Source organism: Paenibacillus sp. FSL K6-1558, assembly GCF_038002565.1.
Classification (GTDB): domain Bacteria; phylum Bacillota; class Bacilli; order Paenibacillales; family Paenibacillaceae; genus Paenibacillus; species Paenibacillus polysaccharolyticus.
The window spans coordinates 5,153,668-5,175,749 of sequence record NZ_JBBOCV010000001.1 but is presented as its reverse complement, the minus strand read 5'-3'; the positions used below and the strand labels follow the sequence as shown (position 1 = coordinate 5,175,749).

At 44.5% G+C, this 22,082-nt stretch carries 21 protein-coding genes; 12 read left to right on the top strand and 9 right to left on the bottom strand.

From position 1 onward, the window contains the following. Positions 1–302 precede the first annotated feature (302 nt). Positions 303–2,039, bottom strand: coding sequence for a methyl-accepting chemotaxis protein (locus tag MHI38_RS22305; RefSeq protein WP_341181706.1), 1,737 nt, complete (start codon positions 2,037–2,039; stop codon positions 303–305). Between the two features lie 367 nt (positions 2,040–2,406). Between MHI38_RS22305 and MHI38_RS22300 the strand changes: the two genes are divergently transcribed. Together MHI38_RS22300 and MHI38_RS22295 are read left to right on the top strand one after the other, a co-directional pair. Further along, complete coding sequence (locus MHI38_RS22300) at positions 2,407–3,435, top strand: LCP family protein (RefSeq protein WP_341181705.1); 1,029 nt, start codon at positions 2,407–2,409, stop codon at positions 3,433–3,435. 112 nt (positions 3,436–3,547) lie between these two features. Continuing rightward, on the top strand, positions 3,548–4,789 hold the full coding sequence (locus MHI38_RS22295) for an acyltransferase (protein WP_341181704.1): 1,242 nt from the start codon (positions 3,548–3,550) through the stop codon (positions 4,787–4,789). 89 nt (positions 4,790–4,878) lie between these two features. On the opposite strand, the gene MHI38_RS22290 is transcribed toward MHI38_RS22295, so the two are convergent. After that, the gene (locus tag MHI38_RS22290) at positions 4,879–5,613 is read right to left on the bottom strand and encodes a hypothetical protein (RefSeq protein ID WP_341181703.1); all 735 of its coding nucleotides are present in this window, start codon (positions 5,611–5,613) and stop codon (positions 4,879–4,881) included. Positions 5,614–5,829: 216 nt separating this feature from the next. Between MHI38_RS22290 and MHI38_RS22285 the strand changes: the two genes are divergently transcribed. Together MHI38_RS22285 and MHI38_RS22280 are read left to right on the top strand one after the other, a co-directional pair. Continuing rightward, entirely contained in the window at positions 5,830–6,807 is a 978-nt protein-coding gene (locus MHI38_RS22285) for a hypothetical protein (RefSeq protein WP_341181702.1), read from the top strand. 7 nt (positions 6,808–6,814) lie between these two features. Further along, complete coding sequence (locus tag MHI38_RS22280) at positions 6,815–7,078, top strand: NHLP leader peptide family RiPP precursor (RefSeq protein WP_253496596.1); 264 nt, start codon at positions 6,815–6,817, stop codon at positions 7,076–7,078. Between the two features lie 60 nt (positions 7,079–7,138). Here MHI38_RS22280 and MHI38_RS22275 read toward each other — a convergent pair whose 3' ends face one another. Together MHI38_RS22275 and MHI38_RS22270 are read right to left on the bottom strand one after the other, a co-directional pair. Continuing rightward, positions 7,139–9,040, bottom strand: coding sequence for a HAMP domain-containing sensor histidine kinase (locus MHI38_RS22275; protein WP_341181701.1), 1,902 nt, complete (start codon positions 9,038–9,040; stop codon positions 7,139–7,141). Between the two features lie 153 nt (positions 9,041–9,193). Next, positions 9,194–9,475, bottom strand: coding sequence for a hypothetical protein (locus MHI38_RS22270; RefSeq protein ID WP_090917871.1), 282 nt, complete (start codon positions 9,473–9,475; stop codon positions 9,194–9,196). 146 nt (positions 9,476–9,621) lie between these two features. Between MHI38_RS22270 and MHI38_RS22265 the strand changes: the two genes are divergently transcribed. The 3 genes from MHI38_RS22265 (at position 9,622) to MHI38_RS22255 (ending at position 10,509) form a co-directional block, all read left to right on the top strand. Further along, positions 9,622–9,783 carry a hypothetical protein gene (locus MHI38_RS22265; RefSeq protein ID WP_017690239.1) on the top strand — a complete coding sequence of 54 codons (162 nt, stop codon included), beginning with the start codon at positions 9,622–9,624 and terminating at the stop codon, positions 9,781–9,783. A gap of 134 nt (positions 9,784–9,917) precedes the next feature. Continuing rightward, positions 9,918–10,289: a hypothetical protein gene (locus tag MHI38_RS22260; protein WP_341181700.1), complete on the top strand. Its 372-nt coding sequence runs from the start codon at positions 9,918–9,920 to the stop codon at positions 10,287–10,289. A 43-nt stretch (positions 10,290–10,332) separates the two neighbouring features. Continuing rightward, positions 10,333–10,509, top strand: a complete 177-nt coding sequence (locus MHI38_RS22255) for a hypothetical protein (RefSeq protein ID WP_186809741.1) — start codon at positions 10,333–10,335, stop codon at positions 10,507–10,509. A gap of 255 nt (positions 10,510–10,764) precedes the next feature. Here MHI38_RS22255 and MHI38_RS22250 read toward each other — a convergent pair whose 3' ends face one another. Beyond that, positions 10,765–11,976 (bottom strand): MFS transporter, encoded by a 1,212-nt coding sequence (locus MHI38_RS22250; protein WP_341181699.1) that lies wholly within the window; start codon positions 11,974–11,976, stop codon positions 10,765–10,767. A 257-nt stretch (positions 11,977–12,233) separates the two neighbouring features. Between MHI38_RS22250 and MHI38_RS22245 the strand changes: the two genes are divergently transcribed. The 3 genes from MHI38_RS22245 to MHI38_RS22235 all read left to right on the top strand — a co-directional run bounded on the left by MHI38_RS22245 (position 12,234) and on the right by MHI38_RS22235 (position 14,628). Continuing rightward, entirely contained in the window at positions 12,234–12,896 is a 663-nt protein-coding gene (locus tag MHI38_RS22245) for a peptidylprolyl isomerase (protein WP_154960560.1), read from the top strand. A gap of 433 nt (positions 12,897–13,329) precedes the next feature. Next, positions 13,330–13,596 (top strand): YqkE family protein, encoded by a 267-nt coding sequence (locus tag MHI38_RS22240; protein ID WP_341181698.1) that lies wholly within the window; start codon positions 13,330–13,332, stop codon positions 13,594–13,596. Between the two features lie 237 nt (positions 13,597–13,833). After that, positions 13,834–14,628: an SDR family oxidoreductase gene (locus MHI38_RS22235; RefSeq protein WP_154890757.1), complete on the top strand. Its 795-nt coding sequence runs from the start codon at positions 13,834–13,836 to the stop codon at positions 14,626–14,628. 107 nt (positions 14,629–14,735) lie between these two features. Here the strand turns inward: MHI38_RS22235 and MHI38_RS22230 are convergent, their stop codons facing one another. Continuing rightward, positions 14,736–15,512: a YwaF family protein gene (locus tag MHI38_RS22230; protein ID WP_341181697.1), complete on the bottom strand. Its 777-nt coding sequence runs from the start codon at positions 15,510–15,512 to the stop codon at positions 14,736–14,738. A gap of 309 nt (positions 15,513–15,821) precedes the next feature. Between MHI38_RS22230 and MHI38_RS22225 the strand changes: the two genes are divergently transcribed. Further along, positions 15,822–16,796, top strand: coding sequence for a ring-cleaving dioxygenase (locus tag MHI38_RS22225; RefSeq protein ID WP_341181696.1), 975 nt, complete (start codon positions 15,822–15,824; stop codon positions 16,794–16,796). A 148-nt stretch (positions 16,797–16,944) separates the two neighbouring features. Here the strand turns inward: MHI38_RS22225 and MHI38_RS22220 are convergent, their stop codons facing one another. From MHI38_RS22220 to MHI38_RS22210, 3 genes are all read right to left on the bottom strand, one after another. Beyond that, complete coding sequence (locus MHI38_RS22220; protein ID WP_154960564.1) at positions 16,945–17,652, bottom strand: stalk domain-containing protein; 708 nt, start codon at positions 17,650–17,652, stop codon at positions 16,945–16,947. A gap of 244 nt (positions 17,653–17,896) precedes the next feature. After that, complete coding sequence (locus tag MHI38_RS22215; protein WP_341181695.1) at positions 17,897–18,742, bottom strand: hypothetical protein; 846 nt, start codon at positions 18,740–18,742, stop codon at positions 17,897–17,899. Between the two features lie 223 nt (positions 18,743–18,965). Beyond that, positions 18,966–20,243 (bottom strand): methyl-accepting chemotaxis protein, encoded by a 1,278-nt coding sequence (locus MHI38_RS22210; RefSeq protein ID WP_341181694.1) that lies wholly within the window; start codon positions 20,241–20,243, stop codon positions 18,966–18,968. Positions 20,244–20,577: 334 nt separating this feature from the next. On the opposite strand from MHI38_RS22210, the gene MHI38_RS22205 reads away from it, so the two are divergent. After that, entirely contained in the window at positions 20,578–22,011 is a 1,434-nt protein-coding gene (locus tag MHI38_RS22205) for an aspartate ammonia-lyase (RefSeq protein ID WP_154960566.1), read from the top strand. Positions 22,012–22,082 lie beyond the last annotated feature (71 nt).

Here is a 22,082-nt window from a genome sequence, read left to right as displayed (position 1 = left end):
TTACCATAGCAACGCGTCTCCACCAGCGCCCTTTCATAAATCATGTTCATCTCCTTTTCTCGAAAGTTCCAGATGAATGCTTCCCAATATTCTGAGTGACCTCGCTCCTCTCCATGGTGGTAACTCGATGTAATTTCCACCATTAATTACCATTATAGTCGTTTGTTTGACTTGAAATATCAACATTGGTGACTTCTGAAATAACATTGTTGTGACTTGATCAGCGTGATATGACAAAAAAGCTGTTTCTACACCGGACATGCCGGGAAGAAACAGCCTTTTTGACGATCTGCTTTTGCAATCTATACTTTGAATTTGTTCACTTGTCCCTGCAATTCCTCCGCCATTTTGGATAATAATCCAGCCGAAGAAGCAATCTCTTCCATCGAAGCCAGTTGCTCTTCGGTTGCAGCAGATACGTTGTGTACAGAACCCGCGGCTTCCGAAGCAATATTGGAGATTTGACCCACGTAACTTACAACCTCATTTGTGCTAGCTGACATCTCCTCAGAACCGGCAGATACTTCTTGAATCTCACCAGCGACCTTGTTGGCAGCGTCCGAAATCTGTTCGAAGGCTTGACCCGCTGCAGCAACCAGTTCAATGCCGGTTTCTGTTTCATTACTGTTTACTTTTACAGCTTGTACTGCATGATCCGTATCTTGCTGAATCAGTTGTACAATCTGTGTGATTTGCTGTGCAGAAGCGGAGGATTCTTCCGCCAGCTTGCGCACCTCTCCTGCAACGACAGCAAAGCCTCTACCGTGCTCCCCTGCTCTTGCGGCTTCAATCGCTGCATTCAAAGCGAGCAAATTGGTTTGACGGGCGATGTTATTGATCACTTCAGTGATCGTGCCAATCTCGGCAGAACGTTCGCCGAGTCCTGTAACCAGTTCTCTCAAGGAAGCGATGGAGTTACGAACCGATCCCATCTGTTCAACCGCTTGCTGAATGATTTTGTTTCCTTCCGATGATTGATTCGCCGCATCCACAGCGGATACGGATACACTTTGAGCCAGTTCGGCAATCTGTTCTGAACCCAAAGCCATCTCATTCATCGCCTGCGAAGAACGCTTCACGATATCAACCTGATTCGATGTTCCTACAGACAACTCTTCCACGGTTTCAGTAATTTGCTCTGAAGCTTTTGCGTTTTGCTCTGCACTTGCGAGAAGCTCTTCCGATGATGCCGCAACTTGCTCCGAGGTTTCGGATACGGATTGAATCATCGAACGCAGATTTTGACTCATTGTATTGAAGGAGCCTGCCAGGACACCAAGCTCATCTCTATTTTTAAGTGTAATCGCCTCACCCGTCAGATCACCTTCAGCGATCGCCGAAGCAGCTTCACTCATCTTTTTAACCGGACGAGAGATCATACTCGCGATGAAAAGTGCAATGAATAAGGATAACAACGTTGCAACGATCGCTACAATTAAAATGATTGTAAATGCGTTCTCAGCAAGCTTGACAGATCCGGCAGAAATTTCTTTCGCCCCCGCATTACCTAGATCGATTAATTTCACAATATTATCGTTAGCTGTATACCACAATGGATAGGCTGCCGTATGTAGCTTGCTAGACGTTTCATAATCATTTTTGAGACCATATTCGATGAATTCAGGCATTTTTTGCAAATAAGAATCATAATTCGTAGAAAACTGTTCGTACAGTTGCTCTGCTTCAGGATTACCCTTGATTAAAGTAAGCAATTGTTTGCGCTCATCTTCCATTTTAGCAAGCAGTACTTTTAAAGCTTCATTCAGTTTCTCCGTTTCACTTGGGTTCTGTTCTACTATGATCGCTAGTCCCAGTCTTTCGACATCAGATATATCACCGTTCATAATTCCAAGCAAGGTTACACTTGGCATCCAAGTCTTATCAATCTGTCTTGATTTGTCAGCCATCGTAAATACTTGCGTTAGCGTGTACACGCTAACAAAGATAAGCAAAGCCAAAACAATCAAAAAGCCGGTTAATAATTTGCTACGAATTGAAAATTTCACTTTCCCCGATGCGTTCCTTCGCATTTTTCCCATGTTCCCACTCCTCCAACTTTCCCCAATAAACTAGTACATCTATATAATATATCGACATAGATATTCTTCGAGTGAATATATGAAATCTTAGTTTTAAGGAAATTTCTCTTAACAATGAAATAAGTATATTTAACAAACCATAATTTCAATTAGTTGATGGAAGTCGATATCCATTGCCTGTGGAAGGTCGTAAATTTTTCAAGGAGAGTGGCGAAACTTCTTAATGAGTGTACCAACCTCAACAAGCAAACTATTCGTAAAACAATATTGAATTTAAATGTATTTTCGGAATCAATGAGGACATTTCACTTTCTTTTTGTTAAACTAGTTTGGGGATCTATCAGTTCTACATAAGAAAGGTGAGATTATGTTTAAAAAATGGTTATGGGGTACAGCCCTGACCTTGGCACTTGTGGTAACAGGAGTCATTGTCTACTACGGATATTCAATCGTTCATTTTGCCAATAGCATTTCGACCGCCGCATCCGGCGATTCACCTGCTTCAAACCTTGATTCAAGCCACACGGAAAGCTCGGATACACCCAAGGTCGTCATTCCGAAATGGGATGGCAAAGAGAGAGTAAATATCTTGTTAATTGGCGGTGACTCCAGAGGGGATGACGCAGGACGTTCAGATTCGGTGATGGTCGCTTCGATTGATCCGGTTTCCAAAAAGGCCCACCTGTTCTCCGTACTTCGTGACACATATGTTGCGATTCCAGGCCATGGCAAAAGCCGCCTTAACGCCGCCTATTCCTTCGGGGGAGCCGAATTAACCAAACAGACGGTCAGCGATCTGCTCGGTATACCGATTCAGCATTATGTCTACACGGACTTTACAGGCTTCATGGCTCTCGTTGATGCGCTGGATGGTATCGATATTGATGTGGAAAAAGATATGTACTACACAAGCAAAGCGGATAAACACATGTATGATATTGATTTAAAAAAAGGGCTGCAACATATGGATGGCAAGACAGCCCTCCAGTATGTTCGTTTCCGGCATGATGCAACCTCCGATTTCACACGTACAGAGCGGCAGCGCATCTTTATGACCGACCTTGCCAAGAAGATGCAGAGCACCACTTCGCTCTTTAAAATCCCTGAGATGCTGGAAGCCATTGCTCCTTATATCAAAACAGATCTAAGCCCAACCCAAATGCTGAAGCTCGCTTCACTTGGCTTTGATATTCGTGTGAACGAGATTGATCAGCAACAGATTCCACCGAACAAGTTGCTTACAAATGAGCGGGCTGGATCTGCTCAGGTATTAGGTGTGAATGTGCCCAAGCTTCAAGCTTACATTCAGAAGTTATTTGAAGAAGATAACCAGTCTTCCTCTGATAGCTCAGTAACTGGAGAATCAAATGAGGAACTATCACATAATCACCAGTAAAAAGACGGCTTAGGCCGTCTTTTTTGATTCCTTTTTTCGCCATTTAATGCAGCCTTAATGTTTGGAGGGTAGTCTTATATGATGACCCTGGCTACATAAGGGAGGAATGGAAATGAAAAAGCCGAAAATAGCCGAATGGACCGAACTTCGCGGATTAGCTTTTCTGGCTATCGTCATGCAGCATAACATTGCTGAATACATCTATCGGCCAGATATTGAGCAACCTGATTCCGTGATGCTGACCATGATTTATCATTTGACAAGGTTTGGCACACCTACTTTTGTATTTCTGTCGGGTGTGTTGTTGTTCTATCACCATCGCCATACGAAGCCGGATTATCCCCGCTTCATCGGGAAGCGATTTGGTGATATTTATATGCCTTTCTTCATATGGACGCTCATCTACTGGTTAGCTGTACGTGTGTTTACTCCTACGTTCTGGACTTCCGGTATGCCGGATCTGGGAAGCTTTGTACATGAGTTATTTATACCGCAGACAGGATATCACCTGTGGTTTGTGCTGATGGTGTTCCAATTTTATATCCTGTTTCCTTTATTTCTCGCGGTGGCTCATGCTGTTCGTAAAAGGCTCGATAACCTCAAGCGTTTTACGCCGAAACAGGTGACGTTAACCATCATACTCGTTGCAGCACTATTTTATCTCTGGCTTATGAAATGGTCTTATTATGATATGGCTGACTGGACACAATGGTGGCCAGAGCCCTGGTCTAGCATGCTGGAATATCGTTCATATTCATGGCTCATGTATTGGTTCTACTTTTTCCTTGGCGCGGTATGCGCCTGGACGGTGGAAAGCTGGAGGAATTGGACGATGAGAATGCTCCCTTGCATGATTGCGGTCTTTGTCGCGATGTATATCTGGATGGGGTACGCTGTACTGCGCGGGTCAGAAGATACGATGAACCTCAATATCTCTACGTACCTAAAACCTAGTACGTTCATCAGTATTATGGCTCAGATGTTAATGCTCTACGGTTTCCTTGTTCTGCTACATGGTAAAAACCTATGGTTTCAGCGTCTTCTCACTTGGATTGGACGCTACTCCTTCGGCGGTTATCTAGTCCATGCCTTGGTGATTTATGCCATCGCATATGTTACCAGACCATTACACCTTAGCGGGTGGCATCTGCCTGTAACGATAATCTCATTCATAGTCACCGTTGTGACCGCTCTTGGCATTAGCTGGACACTGTCTAAATTGCCAGGATCTCGTTTCATGGTTGGATTGACACGTAGCAAGGCTCGGCAAGCTTCTGCTTTTAGTGATCCATTAGCGGGTTCTGGAAGACGCACCCCGAATCAAAATTCGCCCCTTAGGCCCTCAGACGTGTAAAACAAAGAGCGTTCTCCCCTGCGGAGGACGCTCTTGAATTTCTTCCTCATATTGCTCAGTAGATCAGTCATCTTGTTCTATGAAGTTGATCATTTCACTTCGGTTGAGGTGGATCGGCCAGGCACGTGTCCCGGATGAACTGGAATGGAATGACTGTCCCGTTTTTGATGAACGAACCTTTGCAGATCACCTGTTAATTGTTCTTTTAACTGATTCACCAGCTGTGTTTCACTGATGCCCTTCGCTTGCGCAATTTCAACCAAAGACTTACCCGCATGCAGTTGTTCTTGCAATTGTTCAGGTGTAATCCCGATATATTTCGCTATTGCCCCTTTATCTACCATCGGATGTTTTCCATGGTGCGTAAATTCACGTCGTAATTCGGCAAGCGGGGTATTCACTACTTTTTTTAACTTCACATCCATATTGGCTTTCGCTGCTGCAGCTTGTTCCTTGGTGAGACAACCTTCTTTCACGGCCAGATCCAAGCGCTCTGACAGCGTGGGCTTTAATTTTTGCAGTAACTGTTCCTCACTGAATCCTTTGCGTTCCTTCGCGATCTGGGTTAAGGTCTTGCCAAGTTGCATCTGCTGCTTCAAATCACGGAGTCCAATTCCGAGCAAATCGGCTGTTTCTCCGATCATAAACAGGCCATGGCCTGCCTGCATACAAGGCTTTTGGTTTCCACCGGCAGATTCAGCCAGGTTTTCATCTTGCTGCTCCGCAGGAGAAGCGGGATCAGCTAAAGCCATCTGGCCTGGTGCAACAGCAAAAATGATAACAGCCGCGCTGGCAGCCAGCCATGATTTCCAATTTATCTTCATTCTTTATCCACCTTTCTTTGTCTCGATATCCTCTGCCTTCTTAGTCTGAACCCAAATTGCAACTTTTTATGCTATAAAATCCAAAATGTCATCAAATTTCTCACAAATGATCACAAAAAATCCTATTTTTTTCAACTAACTTAAGCTATACTGTATTTAACTTCTTGATCTTACTGCATATTCCAACATTTAATGCAGGAGGGACGTTTTCATATCATGCATCGAGAATGGCTAGATCCGTATATGCTTGACGTGAAGGCCGTGTTTGATTCCGTTGAAGAGCGTCTTCGGCAATACCCTGATTCACTGGCAGGGCATGCGCTTGAACAACTCCGTTTGCTCAACCCCTTCAGGGGAGAGCCGGGACACAGTTGCATCGGTTACATCACTCCGCTATGGATGCAGTACACAGAGGGACTCCCGTCCGATCAAGCTCATCAACTTAGCACAGCTTGCCTGTTACACATGATGTATTTTCTTAATCTGGATGATGTCATGGATGAGCCAACTGAGGATGCGGTGCTGAAGTTATCTCTTGGGAATCTTTGCTATGTGGATGCCCTTCAAGTCTATAACGCATTATTTGAACCCTCTTCTGTCTTCTGGAACCATTTCAGACACGTTATTCAGGACTGGGCAGTAAGCGTAAATGGTGAATTACGTGTGGATTATTTTCAGCATAACCCACTTCTCATCGCCCAGAAAGCTTCACCAACGCAATTAGGAGTCATTGGTTCCTTGATTTTACTAGAGCAACCGGCTCGAATCTCTTCGGTCTGCGGTGCACTGAATATCGTTCTCATGACTCTACAGATGACAGATGACTTTACAGACACGAAAATGGATGCTGTAAACGGCAACTACAATAGCTACCTCTCTCACCTATCCACAGCTCTCCAACAGGAATATCCGACGAGTCATGTACTTAACGAATCTATACACCACAATGTCTATAACTCACAACTGATGAACAGTTATGCAGACGTAGCTCAACACTTCAATGACATCATTGCATCTTCTAACTTGGAGTTTCCACAATTCATTGCCCTGAATTCTTATCTGTGCAACTCATTGGTACAAGCAATTCAGGAAATAGAACAACGTAAAAAAAGACTTTACCGAGGTGGGTTTCACTACTGGATCAGCGAACCACAATCCGGGCCTTCTAATACGGGACAAGCCGATTCAGTTTAATTTAAATATGAAGGGAATGTTGACGATGATGGTGTCAGAAAAAACGTTGCATGAGGATATTATTGAGAAAGCTTGGACAGATGAACACTTCAGACAACAACTCCATTCTAATCCTAAGCAGGCACTTCGCGAGGCGTTTGGTATTACGATTCCTGATCATATCAAGATTCGCACAGTCGAGGAGCAACAAAATGATTATGTTCTGGTCATTCCACCTAACCCTTCCAAAGTCAATTATGACGTCAATTGCGGACCGTGGAGATCGTTTTAATCTTAGCTAAATAAAAAAATCAGGGGTAGAACATTAAACTGGATATCCTCCCCGAGTCCATCATTTAACGAACTCGGGAAAAGATACAACAGCTTCTGTTCCTACCCCTTTTGTGCTTGTAAAACTGATCTGTCCATTCATCGCTTCCACGATGCGGAAGGTAACCATCATACCTAGCCCAGTGCCTTTGATTTTATTAGAGAAATACGGTTCTCCCAGTCGGGACAAGGCTTCCTCACTCATCCCTTCACCATTATCTCTGACATGCACTTTAACTTTGCCATCCTGTGAGTATGCCCAGATATCAATCTGACCTTGTCCTCCCTGAAACGCCTCAATACTATTTTTAATAATGTTGATAAAGGCCTGCTTGAACTTCGAAGAATTTCCTCGAATATAAATATTAGGCGGGATATCCGTTGTAATTTTTCCACCTTCCAGATTGGCCATCGGTACCAGTATACCTTCGATATGATCAAATTCATCTGAAATATTCAATGAAATAATGTGATCAAATTCCGGTTTTGCAAAAGTCAGAAAATCCGTAATAATACCGGAAGCCCGGTCGAGTTCTTCCAATGCAATACGTACATATCCTTTGTTCTTGTTATCTTCCTGCTCTGTCATAAGTTGAAGAAACCCTCTCGTCACCTGAAGCGGGTTACGTACCTCGTGAGCAACTGAAGCGGCAAGTTCGCTAATGATTTCCATTTTTTCAGATCGCTGCAACTCGTTGTTGAATAGTTCCAGTTCCTTGGAGTACTCTAACACTTTGTTATGTTTTTCAGCAAACCGGCTACCAAGAATAGCAATCAATGAGATGACAAATGCAACCATCGACCACTTCCACCAGAGCAGGTGATATGCCCCGCTTCGCTGATAGTACCAAAGAAGTTCCATGACACTAATCAACGAAAAGGTGCCGAAACCAACTGCTAACAGGATCGCTTCACGGTTACGTTGTAGCGCCCGGGCTATCGTACCAACCAGCAGGATGGTCAGCACAATAACCAGTATAAAGCCCACCACATGCTGTACAAGAAGACTGTACAATAGATCCCATTGCCCACCCGATACTACATATACAAACAATGAAAACACAGAAACGATGGAATAGGCCCATTGAGCCTTCCTTAATTTGGTGAATATCCCGTGTACACCGGGGCCAATAACTTGTTCAAAGAAATAACAAAGTGCAGGCATTCCGAGTAACATGGCCAAATCAAACAGAATAGAATACAGGTCCCCATACACTTGATAGAAAGTGTACAAGAATTGAGAATAAGTGATCACCATTGTCCCGATGGAACCCATCACGACACACAGTGATATCCATAGTCCTTTATGAAACTGACCCAGAAAAAATGTGCAACTCAGCATAATAAGCGAGGTAAATACAAAAGTTGAACCCAAAATGATATCCATTAACCCATTATGGAGATACTTCTCCTGCAACATGGCATATGGCCCGACCTGGACATCACCTTGAATGCCCAACCATCCTCTCTCATTTTGCGCCCAAACATAGAGTGTACTACCCGAATTTTCTGCAGATAGCGGTAAAAAAACGGCATTATTGTCGTAATTATAATGGTAATTCTCATATACTTTCCGATCTTCAAGATAGATCACAATATGAGTGCCTTTAATATTTTCGAAACGAATCGCTGAACTTCCGTCATGCAAACGGGGAATTGTCAAACGTGTCCACAAAGAACCTGATGGTTCTTTCGTACTGTCTACAATTCGCTCAACACTACGTTTCTCCCATATTTCATCCTGGCCCATAACCTCACTAATGAAGCCCTGATCTCCAGCGTTCCCCCATTTCACTTCCCATCCTGTAATGGCTACAGGCTGCCGAATCTCTTCTGGTGCGGCAAGCACGAGTCCATGCGGCATACACAGAATCGTGCATATCGTCATCCACAAGATGATAATAGCTTTGGGCACATTTCTCATTCACAGCACCTCAAAGTTTTTATTTTCGCTTCTTCATTTCTCCCTCACCCTATCAATTCGCCACCGTTTATCATGTCACCTTCTTACACAAATTTAAAATTCACATATAAGTAGATTTATAGTCTTTTTTCCATTTTATTGTTATAAAAGCCGTTAATTTCGCAAGTCCTCAAACTGGTTTTCGATCATTTCACGTTCCTTCTGTTCCACTTTCGTACGAAACTCCAACCACTGCTCCGTTTCTTCATCATCGTAAATGGTCCATATATCAGAGAACAAAAAATCACGTAACTGAACAACCTGTCCAGACCATATACCGCCAACCCAGAACAATCCATCCGGACGACGAATGACTGTACGAGAAAATCCAGGTGTGGACGCTTTCTGTCCGATCCGAATACGTGTGATCATATTGCCTAATGTGTACCAGTCCACGTTGCACCCCTCCTTGAGTAGTCATGCTTCATCATAACATAGGAAAAACAAGAAATGCTGGAAAAACGGCTGGCGCGATTCAATCCAGTGGATCATGTGTAATGGTTTTTCAAAGCAAAACTCACTTAAACAAGGAGATGATTATGATGAATGAGCCTCACCGCACGGTAGAAGTTGAACATAAGGATGTACAACACAAATCGGATTCAAGTATGGTCGCCTCTACATTTATTAAATATGCCGCATATATCATTATCTTTTTTGGATTTCTCTACTTCCTTGTGAAATATGTATTCCCGAAATTTTAACGAATTCCTGACATAATCTGGTCTGTTTACGGGGACAATATCATGCTTGGAATGACGATAAAATGCTGAAATGATGGCATTACCTTGTTTGAATTCGTTGTACTATAAACAAATTATGAAAGGAAGTGCTGATGATGTCTGATAAACCCATTAGCAACGTGGAAAGTGAACGCTATTATGACCGTTACCAGAGGTCCCGTGATATTCCGCCTGAAACCGAAGTACCCGAAGGCGACATGGATACCTTTGATGAAGTTTCTGGGCGTCGCATTGAAATTGAAATGGAAGAATCGGAGCTTCCACCTGCATCTGCTGTAGACGAAGAAGGTTTGGAATCCCGCTTGGCGGAAACTCCACTGGAATCCGTACCCGATGCAGATCTGGTGCAACCGGGCAGCCCGGTTGATCCTGCCGCACCCGACCCCGATGCCCTGCATGGTACAGATCTGTTAAACGGGGCTGGAGCTGACGCTAAACCACAGCAGAATATCTTGCCTCCGCGTTAGTAGATGTCTTGTTTTGCGTATTCTGACAATAGGAGGTGCTGACATGACCAAAAACAATGAGGAAGAACAGGTTAAAGAAAATAAGAACCTTGTTACCGAGCGGGATATCGATCCTGATTTTGGCCTCTTTACAGAAGATTCTTTTCCTGATGCACTGGAAGATGAAGATCAGCGCGATGCGGTCAAACATGCCATTCCCGACGAACAGACCTCCGAGTAACCTCATGAACTGATTTGCAGATCGGTATGCGTAAACGTTGCGCTGAATGTAATAAAGTGATGCTGGAAGCCCCCTCAACAAGGGGTTTCTTTTATTTTCTCTTCAAAGCTTGCTCTAGCTTACACAGAAAAGAAGATGACAATTGCATTTCCAGCGTCATCTTCTTCCCATACTTTTAACGTTTCTTTCAAAAACCTGAATCCAAAATCTATAGCTAAACGCAGTTCTCTCCAGTCACCATTGCCATTGCAAGGTTCACTTCTCCACTGGCTTAGCCACTCCGGGGAGCTTGTGCTCCAACCTGGACCACTTGACCACAATAGCAGTAGCCAGAAGCGCAAGGCCATTAATGATAAATATCCAGCGAATCGGCAGCCAGCCGCCAAGGACACCGCCGATAATCGGCCCTGCCATCGTTCCGATCTGGGCTGCGGACTGGTTCAGACTAAATGCACGTCCCCGAAATGCCGGTTCAGTCACCTGTACAATCATCGCATTGATCGCAGGAAACACGGCCGCAAAAAAGAGTCCGTAGACAAATCTCAAAATGCCAAATGCAACGTAACCTGTTGTAAAAAACTGCAACAGATTGCCCACCGCGCCGCCAATGAGTCCGATTACCAGCACTTTTCCAAAACCGATCCTTGATCCAAGCTTGCCCCAGCGCGGAGCCATAATGACCGTCGCAACCCCTACCGCCGAGAAAATAATCCCTGAGCTTAAGGAAGCCCGATCAGGCTGAACTCCCATCTCCATGACATATACCGTTAATAGCGGCTCCAGAATCATGACAGACAAAGTACAGATGCCCATCATACCAAGCACGGTGACAAACACACGATTCGCTCTCGCTTCACGGATATCATCCATAACATGCGAACGTGCCTTGTTACGATTAAAATTCTCTTCCTTGACCCAGAAGGTTGCAATGATTGCGGACACCAGCACGACTATCGCCGAAAATAGAAACGCACTGCGGTTGCCATAATAGTGGCTGACAAACCCGCCGATCAGCGGACCGATAATCCCCCCTGTAGCTCCAGCAGTGGACATAATGCCCAAAGCATATCCAGTCTTCTCTTCAGGTGTGTTCGTGCCCACAAGAGCAATCGCCGCAGGAACAAATCCGGCAAGCAATCCTTGGAACAGTCGAACCACAATCAGTGAATACGGATCTTGTACAAAAAAATTAATCAGATACAGGACAGCCAAGCTGTACCCTGAACGAATTAACATCGGCTTGCGCCCATATTTATCGGCTAATGATCCCCAGAAGGGTGATACAATAGCGCTTGCAAGAAAAGTAATGCCAAAAGAAAGTCCTGACCAGAATTCCAGATGATTGCGAACACCCAGATCACTGCTTAGAAATAAGGGAAGAAACGGAATCGAAATGGAATACGCCGTACTGCAAAAAAAGACACCGATCCATAAAATGATCAGATTACGCTTCCACGAGAAGTTCATATACCCGCCCGTCCTTTCCGTAACTGACGCCGGGACTGCCGTGTTTGGAGCGGACGGATCAGACCCGTACGTCCCCCTGATGCGGAAGCATTTTCCTTATTTTACACCCATGCTCTCATGATGACCATCCCCAGTTCACCGAATTAACATGGCTTGCATTGCCATTCTGAGCCAAGAAACGGTATGATAGTTGAAGAATTCACCAAACTATATTGGATGAAACTCGTTATAACAACGAACCAAGGAGGAACATATTCATGTCTTTACGGTGGAAAAAAACAACCGCAGTCTCGCTTGTGTTTGCGATGCTGTTGATCGTTATGAGCGGATGCGTACGCCCGGCAAGCAATGCTACGCAAACTCCGGTTCCAGCACCACCAGAGGGTGCTAATCCTGTAGCCACGATTGAGATGCAGAACGGACAGAAGATCGTCATTGAGTTGTATCCTGAGATCGCCCCCAATACGGTGTACAATTTCATCTCCCTGGCGAACAAAGGCTTTTATGATGGCCTGATCTTCCATCGGGTTATTCCGGGCTTTATGATTCAAGGCGGTGATCCGAACGGCAATGGTTCAGGCGGACCAGGTTATGCGATCAAAGGTGAATTCACCTCTAACGGTCATAAAAACCATCTGAAGCATACCCGTGGGATACTCTCCATGGCACGCAAATCTGACAATCTCGATTCTGCCGGATCTCAGTTCTTCATTATGCTGGCTGATGCTGATTATTTGGATAACTCTTATGCGACTTTTGGTAAAGTGACCGAAGGAATGGACGTAGTTGATGGAATTGCAGCACAGCAAATTGGCGAAGGTGACAAGCCGGTTACGGACCAAGTCATGAAGAAAGTAACCGTTGATACACACGGACTGGAATATCCTGAACCTGTGAAGATTACAGAGGAGAAAAAGTAACCCTCTTCTAAGAACAAACAAAAGCTCTGTCCTGTGCATTTGGCGCAGAACAGAGCTTATTTAATGATAACGTTTACATAAATGACTGGTTCAAAACTCTTTTTCGGTCTCGGATAACACCTCAATGTATCCATCCCAATAAATTCAGCCACCCGATAACCGCAATCCACAGTGGGAAACTAAAAGCCATCCCCCATGCAAGCCCTTTCAACAAACTACGGTTTGCCTCCATGAACAACGACTCCTTTCTTCAGGGAATAGTCGTAGTATCGGTACCATTATATGGTTTTATACCTGTCTTCATTCGCCGTGACATGCCCTTTTTCCTGCATGTGCTCTGCAACTTCATGGAATGCGCAACACGAACCTGATATACTATGACTACAATAATGATATGGATGATGATTCATGTTTTTGAAAGGAGATTTTCCAAGTGGCTAAATCCAAAAGACATACTCCAGCACCCAAGGCTCAGAATCAAAATCAGGACCAACCGACCACGCTGAAAGATTTACTGAGCAGTGATGTGCTCGAGAAACTGAAAGCGCAAGCTGACGAAGCCAAAGCTGCTGAAGCACAGCGCAAAGAGCAGGAGCGTTTACAGGCAGAGGAAGCTCGTAAGGCGGAACAGAAGCGCCGGGACAATGACTTTGAGTATCTGCTGAACAATAGCTCCATGGACTGGAAGAAACATAAGTAACCAAGAGATTAAGTGGTCACATCAAGCTGTCCATACATCCTATGATACAAGTTATACGAATGAAACGTATGAAGCTAATCTTACTTCATGAGATTATTTTCATACTATAATTTCTGAACAAAGCAGGGCCCAGCTGAGGCCCTGTTTTTAATATGAGCACATATGATTCACCTCCCCCATGTCGGGTATTTAGAAGTAGAGTGTTCAAGGACAATTCATACATGGAGGGATCAATGAATGGCTGAACAACGTTTGGAAGGTAAAGTAGCAATTGTTACTGGAGGCGGCTCCGGTATTGGTCAGGCCTCTGCCATTCGATTCGCCGAGCAAGGGGCCAAAGTATACATGTTAGATCGTACACCCGAGAACGCAGAGGAAACGAAACAGATCATCGAAAAAGCCGGGGGCGAAGCTTATGTGATTGAATGTGATATCTCCAAGCCGGAACATGTAGAGAAAGCTATCAACCAGGCGGCAACCGAAGCAGGCAAGCTGGATATCGTTTTTGCTAATGCAGGAATTAATGGCGCCATGGCTCCAATTGAAACGATGAAAATCGAAGATTGGGATCAGACGATGGAGATTAACATGCGTGGCACGTTTGCAACAGTGAAGTATGCCATCCCTCATCTGAAAGAGCGCGGCGGCAGTATTATCATTACGAGTTCCATTAATGGCAACCGGGTATTCTCCGGCATCGGATTTTCTGCATACGCTTCCAGCAAAGCAGGTCAAACGGCTTTCACCAAAATGGCGGCACTGGAGCTGGCTCGTTACAAGATTCGTGTCAACGCCGTCTGCCCAGGAGCGATCGATACCAACATTGATGACAATACGTATCCATCGGATGATCTGAAAGATGTTCAGATTCCAGTGGAGTTTCCTGAGGGACATGAGCACCCACTCAAAGGTGAACCAGGAACATCGGAGCAAGTCGCCAATCTGGTACTGTTCCTCGCTTCAGATGAAGCCTCACATGTAACAGGCACACGTATCTACGTGGATGGTGCCGAATCCCTTCTGCGTGGATGAGCTTATTTACACCCCACTCCGATGACAGAAATATAACAAACCCGCAAATTTTCTGGATGATCAGAATGTTTGCGGGTTATCTTAATTAAAACTCGGATTCAGGAAACTTAGTTTTTGGAATACGTCTGCGGCTGCTTTTCCTTTTTGCCACTGATACGTTTCAGCCACTCAGGAATCGCAAAGAGCATAAGGTACAACAAGGAGAATAACACCAGAGCCAGAATCTCTTCTCCGAGAATGTAGACCGGATAAGGCCCAAGCATATCTAACACAGACGGTGTGCCCGGTTTATGTCTCAGGAACATATAATTCGCATCGAGCAACACATCCAAACCGTATACCATGAGCGCAGCAATGTTTACAAATATCATGGAGCCTGCAACAGATCTCCATCCAGGACGAAATTGTTCCACCCAAGTCATATAGAGAAGAGCAAGAATGATCATCGCATGTGCAACAAAGAATTGAATGAAGCGGAAATGAGCAAAAGCATAACCAAGATTCGGCGTAATTATAGCCATCAGAGCACCTGCAATACCTGAAAAAAGCAAGGCAGAAAATAACCATTTTTGGCGTGTCAGTAATAACAACGCTGATAATAATAACGACAGACTGCACAGCTCCAGCGGTAGCGATGTCTGCAGACTCCAAATTCCTCCATACACATACCAGATTTGCAGTACAATCTCACAACTTACCATGAATCCTGCCAAACCGATGCGTACGGTCCTGCCTGAACGTTCAGACATGAAACGAAGACGATGCCTAAAAAGAAATAACAGAATAACAAGTACAAAAATAATGATCATCGATGCAATATGTGAAGTCGAGAATGCCGCAAAAGGCTCTGCATCATACGGGTCAAGCCAAGGTGGATAGGCCATGCCTTTTCTTCTCTCCTTTTCCGGTTAACAGAGGTAACTTCTTATAACGCGATTGGTAACTTTTTTCATTCTGCCACTGATCACTATACCTGTCCAGCTTCATTCAAATAAGTATTGTATTTTAAATATCTTTATGTTAAGATAAAACCAAGAAATAAACATACAAAAAGTTAGTAACTTTAATATTGAATTGATACTAGTCGAACTTAACTCCTTACCCTGACTTGTTATTTAAAACATTAGCGATCTAGTACATTTAAGGAACGTTCATAAGACTTCAACTTTATCTCTATCTAGGAGGAACATATTATGTTAATCAAAGGACTTCACCACGTATCCGCGCTTACCGCGCATGCCGATCAAAACTACCGTTTCTATACGGACATCATAGGCCTTCGTCTGATCAAAAAAACGGTCAATCAGGATGACGTTTCGGTCTATCACCTGTTCTATGGAGATGAGAAAGGAAATCCCGGCACAGAGCTCACCTTCTTCGAAATTCCAATGGCTGGACGCACACGTGAAGGTGTAAACAGCATCTCTGCCACCTCACTTCGTGTGCCAAGTGATGCAGCTCTTGCGTATTGGGCACAGCGCTTCGATGAATATGAAGTAACTCACGGCGAGATTGTGCAACGTGGAGGCCGTGCAACACTGGCATTTACAGACTTTGAAGGTATGCGGCTGATTCTCGTTTCTGATGAACATAACTCGGGTGTCGCCGGGGGTAAACCTTGGGATCGAAGCCCTGTGCCAGCGGAGTATGGCATCATTGGACTCGGCCCAATTCATCTGACTGTGCGGGATGCGTCACTCACTACACCTGTTCTCACCGAATTGCTTGGGTTTAGAGCAAAAGGCAGCTACCCCGCGTTTACTCCAGGTCAACCTGATGTACTTGTGTTTGAATCTGGTGAAGGTGGTAGCGGTTCAGAAGTTCATTTGGAGGAACGCAATGATCTAGAGCAAGAACGGCCAGGACGCGGCAGTGTTCACCACGTGGCCTTCCGTGTAGACAATGAGGAAGAATTAAGACAATGGGTTGACCGAGTACATCAGTTCCGATTCCCAAGCTCCGGTTTTGTAGATCGCTTCTACTTCCGTTCCCTGTACTTCCGTGAAGCTAACGGCATTCTGTTTGAGCTTGCGACAGATGGCCCGGGATTTGATACGGATGAGGACTTCGCCACACTTGGAGAATCACTGGCGTTACCTCCATTCCTGGAAGGACGCCGTGCTGAGATCGAAGCAAACCTGAAACCGCTGGATACCATGATCCGCTAATGTTCGTGACTATCGGGTAAGTCACCATTGAATCTTCAATGAAATGAAAATAAAACGATGATCACCACACAACTCTGTATTCAAAACTTGAGTCAGAGGATGCCTGGTGAATCATCGTTTTTTATTAGCTAGTTTAACGTAGTCTGTCTTATTTGGTCAGATACGATGTTGTAAGCGGTACAAACAAGGCTGAACCTGGATCTTCGGATACAATCTCGACATATACAGCGTCTGTGCCTTTAACATCCACATCAAGACTCATCATACCGCTTTCCGGAGTGATGTTAAATTTTTTAAGCGTCGCGAGATCCTGATCATAAATATGAATCTCCTGATTTCCTTTGAGCGCGGCAAGTTCCAAGTGCAGAGAAGAATACTTTTTACCCGTATTGATCTGGATATCTTTTCCCTGCTTCGCAGGGTCATTATGCAGATAGACATCCTTGTAATCCTTGCCTTTGTATGTGGTATCCTTAGGATCTTTGGTGTGCCAAGCGGTAGAACCCAGTACGGATGTTCCAAGTGCACTCAGCGTTACTTTTCCGTTGGTTACGGGCGCAGATCCATTCGTTCCACCGATGAGGACGGATGAAGTTGCACCGTCATAATTGATCTCTGTTCCAAGCAACGTACCTACTGCACGAACCGGCAGATATGTGGTTCCGTTATATGTGATCGGAAGTACCGTCTTGCCATTGGCATCCTTGGCTGTCACTGTCTCACCATTTAATTTCAGGGTGATTTTGCTGTTGAGATATGCTTTGATTTGCTCCAAACCTGTAGCTGCCAGTGCACCTGTACCAATACCGAGTGTCAATGTGCCCACCATCAAACCAAGTACGACCTTTTTCTTCATCAAATTCCCTCCCAGACGTTTAAATGAGTTGTCCTTTATACATTTAAACGACTAAAGCGTGAATGTCAATTGTTTTCAGCATTTTTCCGCAACTTTTTTTATTTCCAGACAGCACAAAATGAGGCTGTAGTCACTCCTTTTTTTTCAGCCCCATCCAATGGTCACGCTTGCCATGGCATGTCCTATATTTTATTTGGTATTTACATCTAAGACCTCGTGCTGCAGCACAAGAACGCCCTTTAGCTCAATCAAATGATTCATAGTACTCTTCTTCGTATACTTCCGTATTATATTTCAAGTCGTTCGCTTTCCACTCTCCATTCTGAAACACATAAGAAAACGTTAAATCGCCCGCATAAACCCCTTCGCCATATGCACCCGATGTAGAGACAACAAGCTTGTTATCCTCCACGCTATAATAAGTTACACGACCAAATTGTAACTTCTCATGATACAGAACATCTCCTGCTCCCTTCTCCACATTAGAGGACTCGGCTGGAACCCCATTTAAAGTCACCCCAATCTCGATCTGGTCGGAGGTTACCGTAACTTTGGAATCCACATGTTCTTTCACAATCTCATCCAGAGTCTGCATTTTCATTACATCCAGCGAAAGCGGATCAAGAATGTGTGCCTGACCCAGATAAATTCCGGTGCCGTGTCCTTCTGAATACAACACCACAATCTCTTTTTTACCATCACCGTTTAAATCCAGTTCATGTACTTCTGGTTTGTACGATCCCCCCTCTGCTCTCCAATCACTAAATTCACGTTTTTTGCCGTTTGCCTCAACCACGAGGCCATTATATATATATCCCGAGCCCCCAATACTCATTGGGTACACTCGAACATCCTTATTTTCTGGAGCTACGGAAACATCATCTGCTTTAATCGGCATCATATCTTTGTTGCTGTTCAGTGCATCATTCATTCGATCTATATAGGAAGCCTCGACCGCTGTGGCCTGGCTGGATGATTCATCTATATTAAGCTGTTGTTGCGACTCATTTGTCGTTTTGGCAGTTGAAGTTACTGAAAGTGTGGCCACCGCCAAAATAATCATCAGCAGGATACCTGTCCAAGTTTTCAATATACTGGGCTCCTTCTTCTGTTGTGATAATCCTATTATATCTTCATTTATCGCCCGCGCGTTGCAATTTTGTTAATCTTTCTTAAAAATTCTTTACAAATCTTCAATCACACGAAAAAACGTTCGTCTTTTACCATAATAAGCTAGGGCTTGCCTGAAAAACTGATTAGCTTTCAAGATACGCCCTAATTTCCCGGAAAATAAAAAACACTCCGGAAGCAGCTCAAGACTGCATCCGGAATGCTTTAGTTTTATCGAGTAATCGATCTGTTAACTGTCTCAACTCTTCTGCAGAAGAGGATATCTCCTCCATGATTGCGGTCTCCTCATGCGCGGCATCCATGATGCGCTTCGCTTCATCAGAGAAGGATCCGGCTTTCCCCTGGATCTTCTTCACATGACCATGCGTTTTCTCCACACGCCCTGTCTGCTCAGCAATTTTGGAACCAATATCATGAGCGCCTTGCATAAACACTTCAACCGTACCTGTCAATTCAAGCAACGTCTGATCAACGGAAACCGTTCGTTCTGATTCGTTCACAACAAGTCCATGCTGTTCATGGCTCAGCTCCACGGTTTCCCGAATTCGTTGTTGTACACGACTGATCAGTTCATTAATGCGATGAACGGAATCTTTACTCTCATCAGCAAGTTTGCGAATCTGCTGCGCTACAACGGCAAATCCTGCGCCCTCTTCTCCTGCACGCGCCGCTTCAATAGAAGCATTTAATGCGAGTAACCCTGTTTCTTCAGCAATATTTTTGACCGATTGCGTAATCGCTTCAATATCGGAAGCTTCCTTCTCCAAGAGCAACATAATATCACGGGAACGATTGTGAGACTCGGCCAGTTCATCCATGCCTTTCATCAATGATGAGAAGGTTTCTTTGGTATGATCCACCGAACGTTCCATCTTACCAGACAATTCGGTCATACCTAGAGACTGATGTTGCATTTTCTGAAAATCATTCAACATCTCATCGGCGGTAATCAGGGAATGCTGGGAAGTCACTTTCTGATCCTCTACGCCAACCGCAATATGATCCACGGCCTCAGACATCATCTCGATCTGTTCTGCAGCCTGCGTAATGGCTTCGCTCAATGACTGTGCGTTCTGAGAGGTTGTCCGCGTACTTTCCGCAATATCGTTCACGATACTTCTCAGATTAGAAACCATTACGTTGAACGCATCATATAATACAGTAAGCTCATCTTGTGTACGGCGCTGCGGAATCTCCGTGGTGAGATCACCGGAAGATACCTGCTGCGCTGCACGAGACAGCTGAACAATCGGACGAGTCAGATAGCGGGAAGCAATCCAGCCGAGAATCCCGTTCCAACATACTCCCATAAGCAAAATGATAGATATGTACAGCCAGTTTGGCATATCAAGCGAAATCCAATCTTTTACAAAGAAAATAAAAAAGCCGCTAGTTCCGTAAGTAATAATTGAAATTAGTACCAGACCTGCGACAGTCTTCGCCCCTAAAGTCCATTTCATGTTCGCACCCCGTAGTTCTTTTTTCCTATTTTACCAATCTTGTACCAAATTTCATGTGACATATATCACTGAAAACGCTCTATTTACCTTTTGCATATCGTTCATGCATGACTTTCATACCATAAAGCTCATAATGAATAAGACAAGCTTAGGTACCCCTCCCTTGTAGCTGTAATTCATGATATGAAATTTTAAATTCCCCAATTTAAATTATTATCGGTTTCAATGAAAGAATCATTTAGCTTGGCATCTATTTTGCTTAAATGATATACTGAGTGCGCTTCAGCAACGCTGGAGCCGAACTATTTTTATGATGCCACTGGAGGCGAACGAGATGTCTACTATGTCCACACGGACGGAGAAAGATTTTATCGGCGAAAAAGAAATTCCAGCTTATGCGTATTATGGAATTCAGACGGTGCGGGCTGTAGAGAACTTCCCGATTACCGGTGTTCCGGTTCACCGCGAACTGATTACAGCACTGGCTGCTGTTAAAAAAGCGGCAGCGATGGCGAACATGGAACTGAAAATGCTCCCAAACAAGATTGGGGAAGTCATCATCATGGCAGCGGATGAAATGATGAAAGGCCATCATCTCGATCATTTTATTGTAGACTCCATTCAGGGTGGTGCAGGCACCTCCATGAATATGAATATCAACGAAATTTTGGCCAATCGCGGACTTGAACTGTTAACGAAAAACAAGGGAGACTACTTCCACTGTAATCCGAACAACCACGTAAACATGTCTCAGTCTACCAATGACGTTGTGCCAACAGCCTTACGCATTGCGGCTTATCAGCTCTCCGAGACCCTGCTAGGCACGATGAAAAAACTACAGGAAGCCTTTCACAAAAAAGAGATTGAGTTCAACGATGTTGTCAAAGTAGGACGTACACATCTACAGGACGCCGTGCCTATCCGACTTGGACAAGAGTTCGGTGCTTATGCGCGCGTGATTGGACGGGATATTGAACGTCTTCAATTCGCCAATAAACGTATGCTTATGATCAACATGGGTGCAACAGCTGTAGGTACAGGACTCAATGCCAAACCGGAATATATCGTCAAGGTTACCGAGTATCTGTCTGAGGTGACTGGCCTGCCGCTACAGACCGCAGATGATTTGGTTGACGCGACACAGAATACAGACGCGTACCTGGAACTCTCAGCTGCACTGAAAGTATGTGCCGTCAGCCTGTCCAAAATCTGTAATGACATCCGCATGATGGCTTCAGGCCCGCGTGCCGGACTTAATGAACTGCTTCTGCCGCCACGTCAGCCTGGATCTTCCATTATGCCAGGGAAAGTCAATCCGGTCATGGCAGAGGTAATCAATCAGGTTTCCTTCCAGGTCATGGGAAATGATCACACGATTTGCATGGCTTGTGAAGCCGGACAATTCGAGCTGAATGTGATGGGACCGGTTATTGCATTCAACCTGTTACAATCACTGAAAATCATGAATAATGGTATTGATGTCTTCACACGGTATGCTGTGGAAGAGATGGAGGCCAATCGTGAGCGCTGCGAGTTAATTATGAAACAAAGCTTCAGTGTCGTGACTGCTCTGAACCCGCATCTTGGTTATAACGTAGCGGCTTCAATTGTAAAAGAAGCATTGAAAACTGGCATGACCCTGCAGGAAATCATCTTGGAGCGAGGTTTGCTGACTCCAGAAGAATTGGAAGAGATTCTACATCCAGAACAGATGACCACGCCGGGGATTGCCGGAGAACATTTCCTGCGTAACATGGAGCGCATGTAAACACACTCATCTTATGAGTTCAGATTGAAAATTCTAAAGAAGCCCCGTTATCCGTTAGTCAACGGATAACG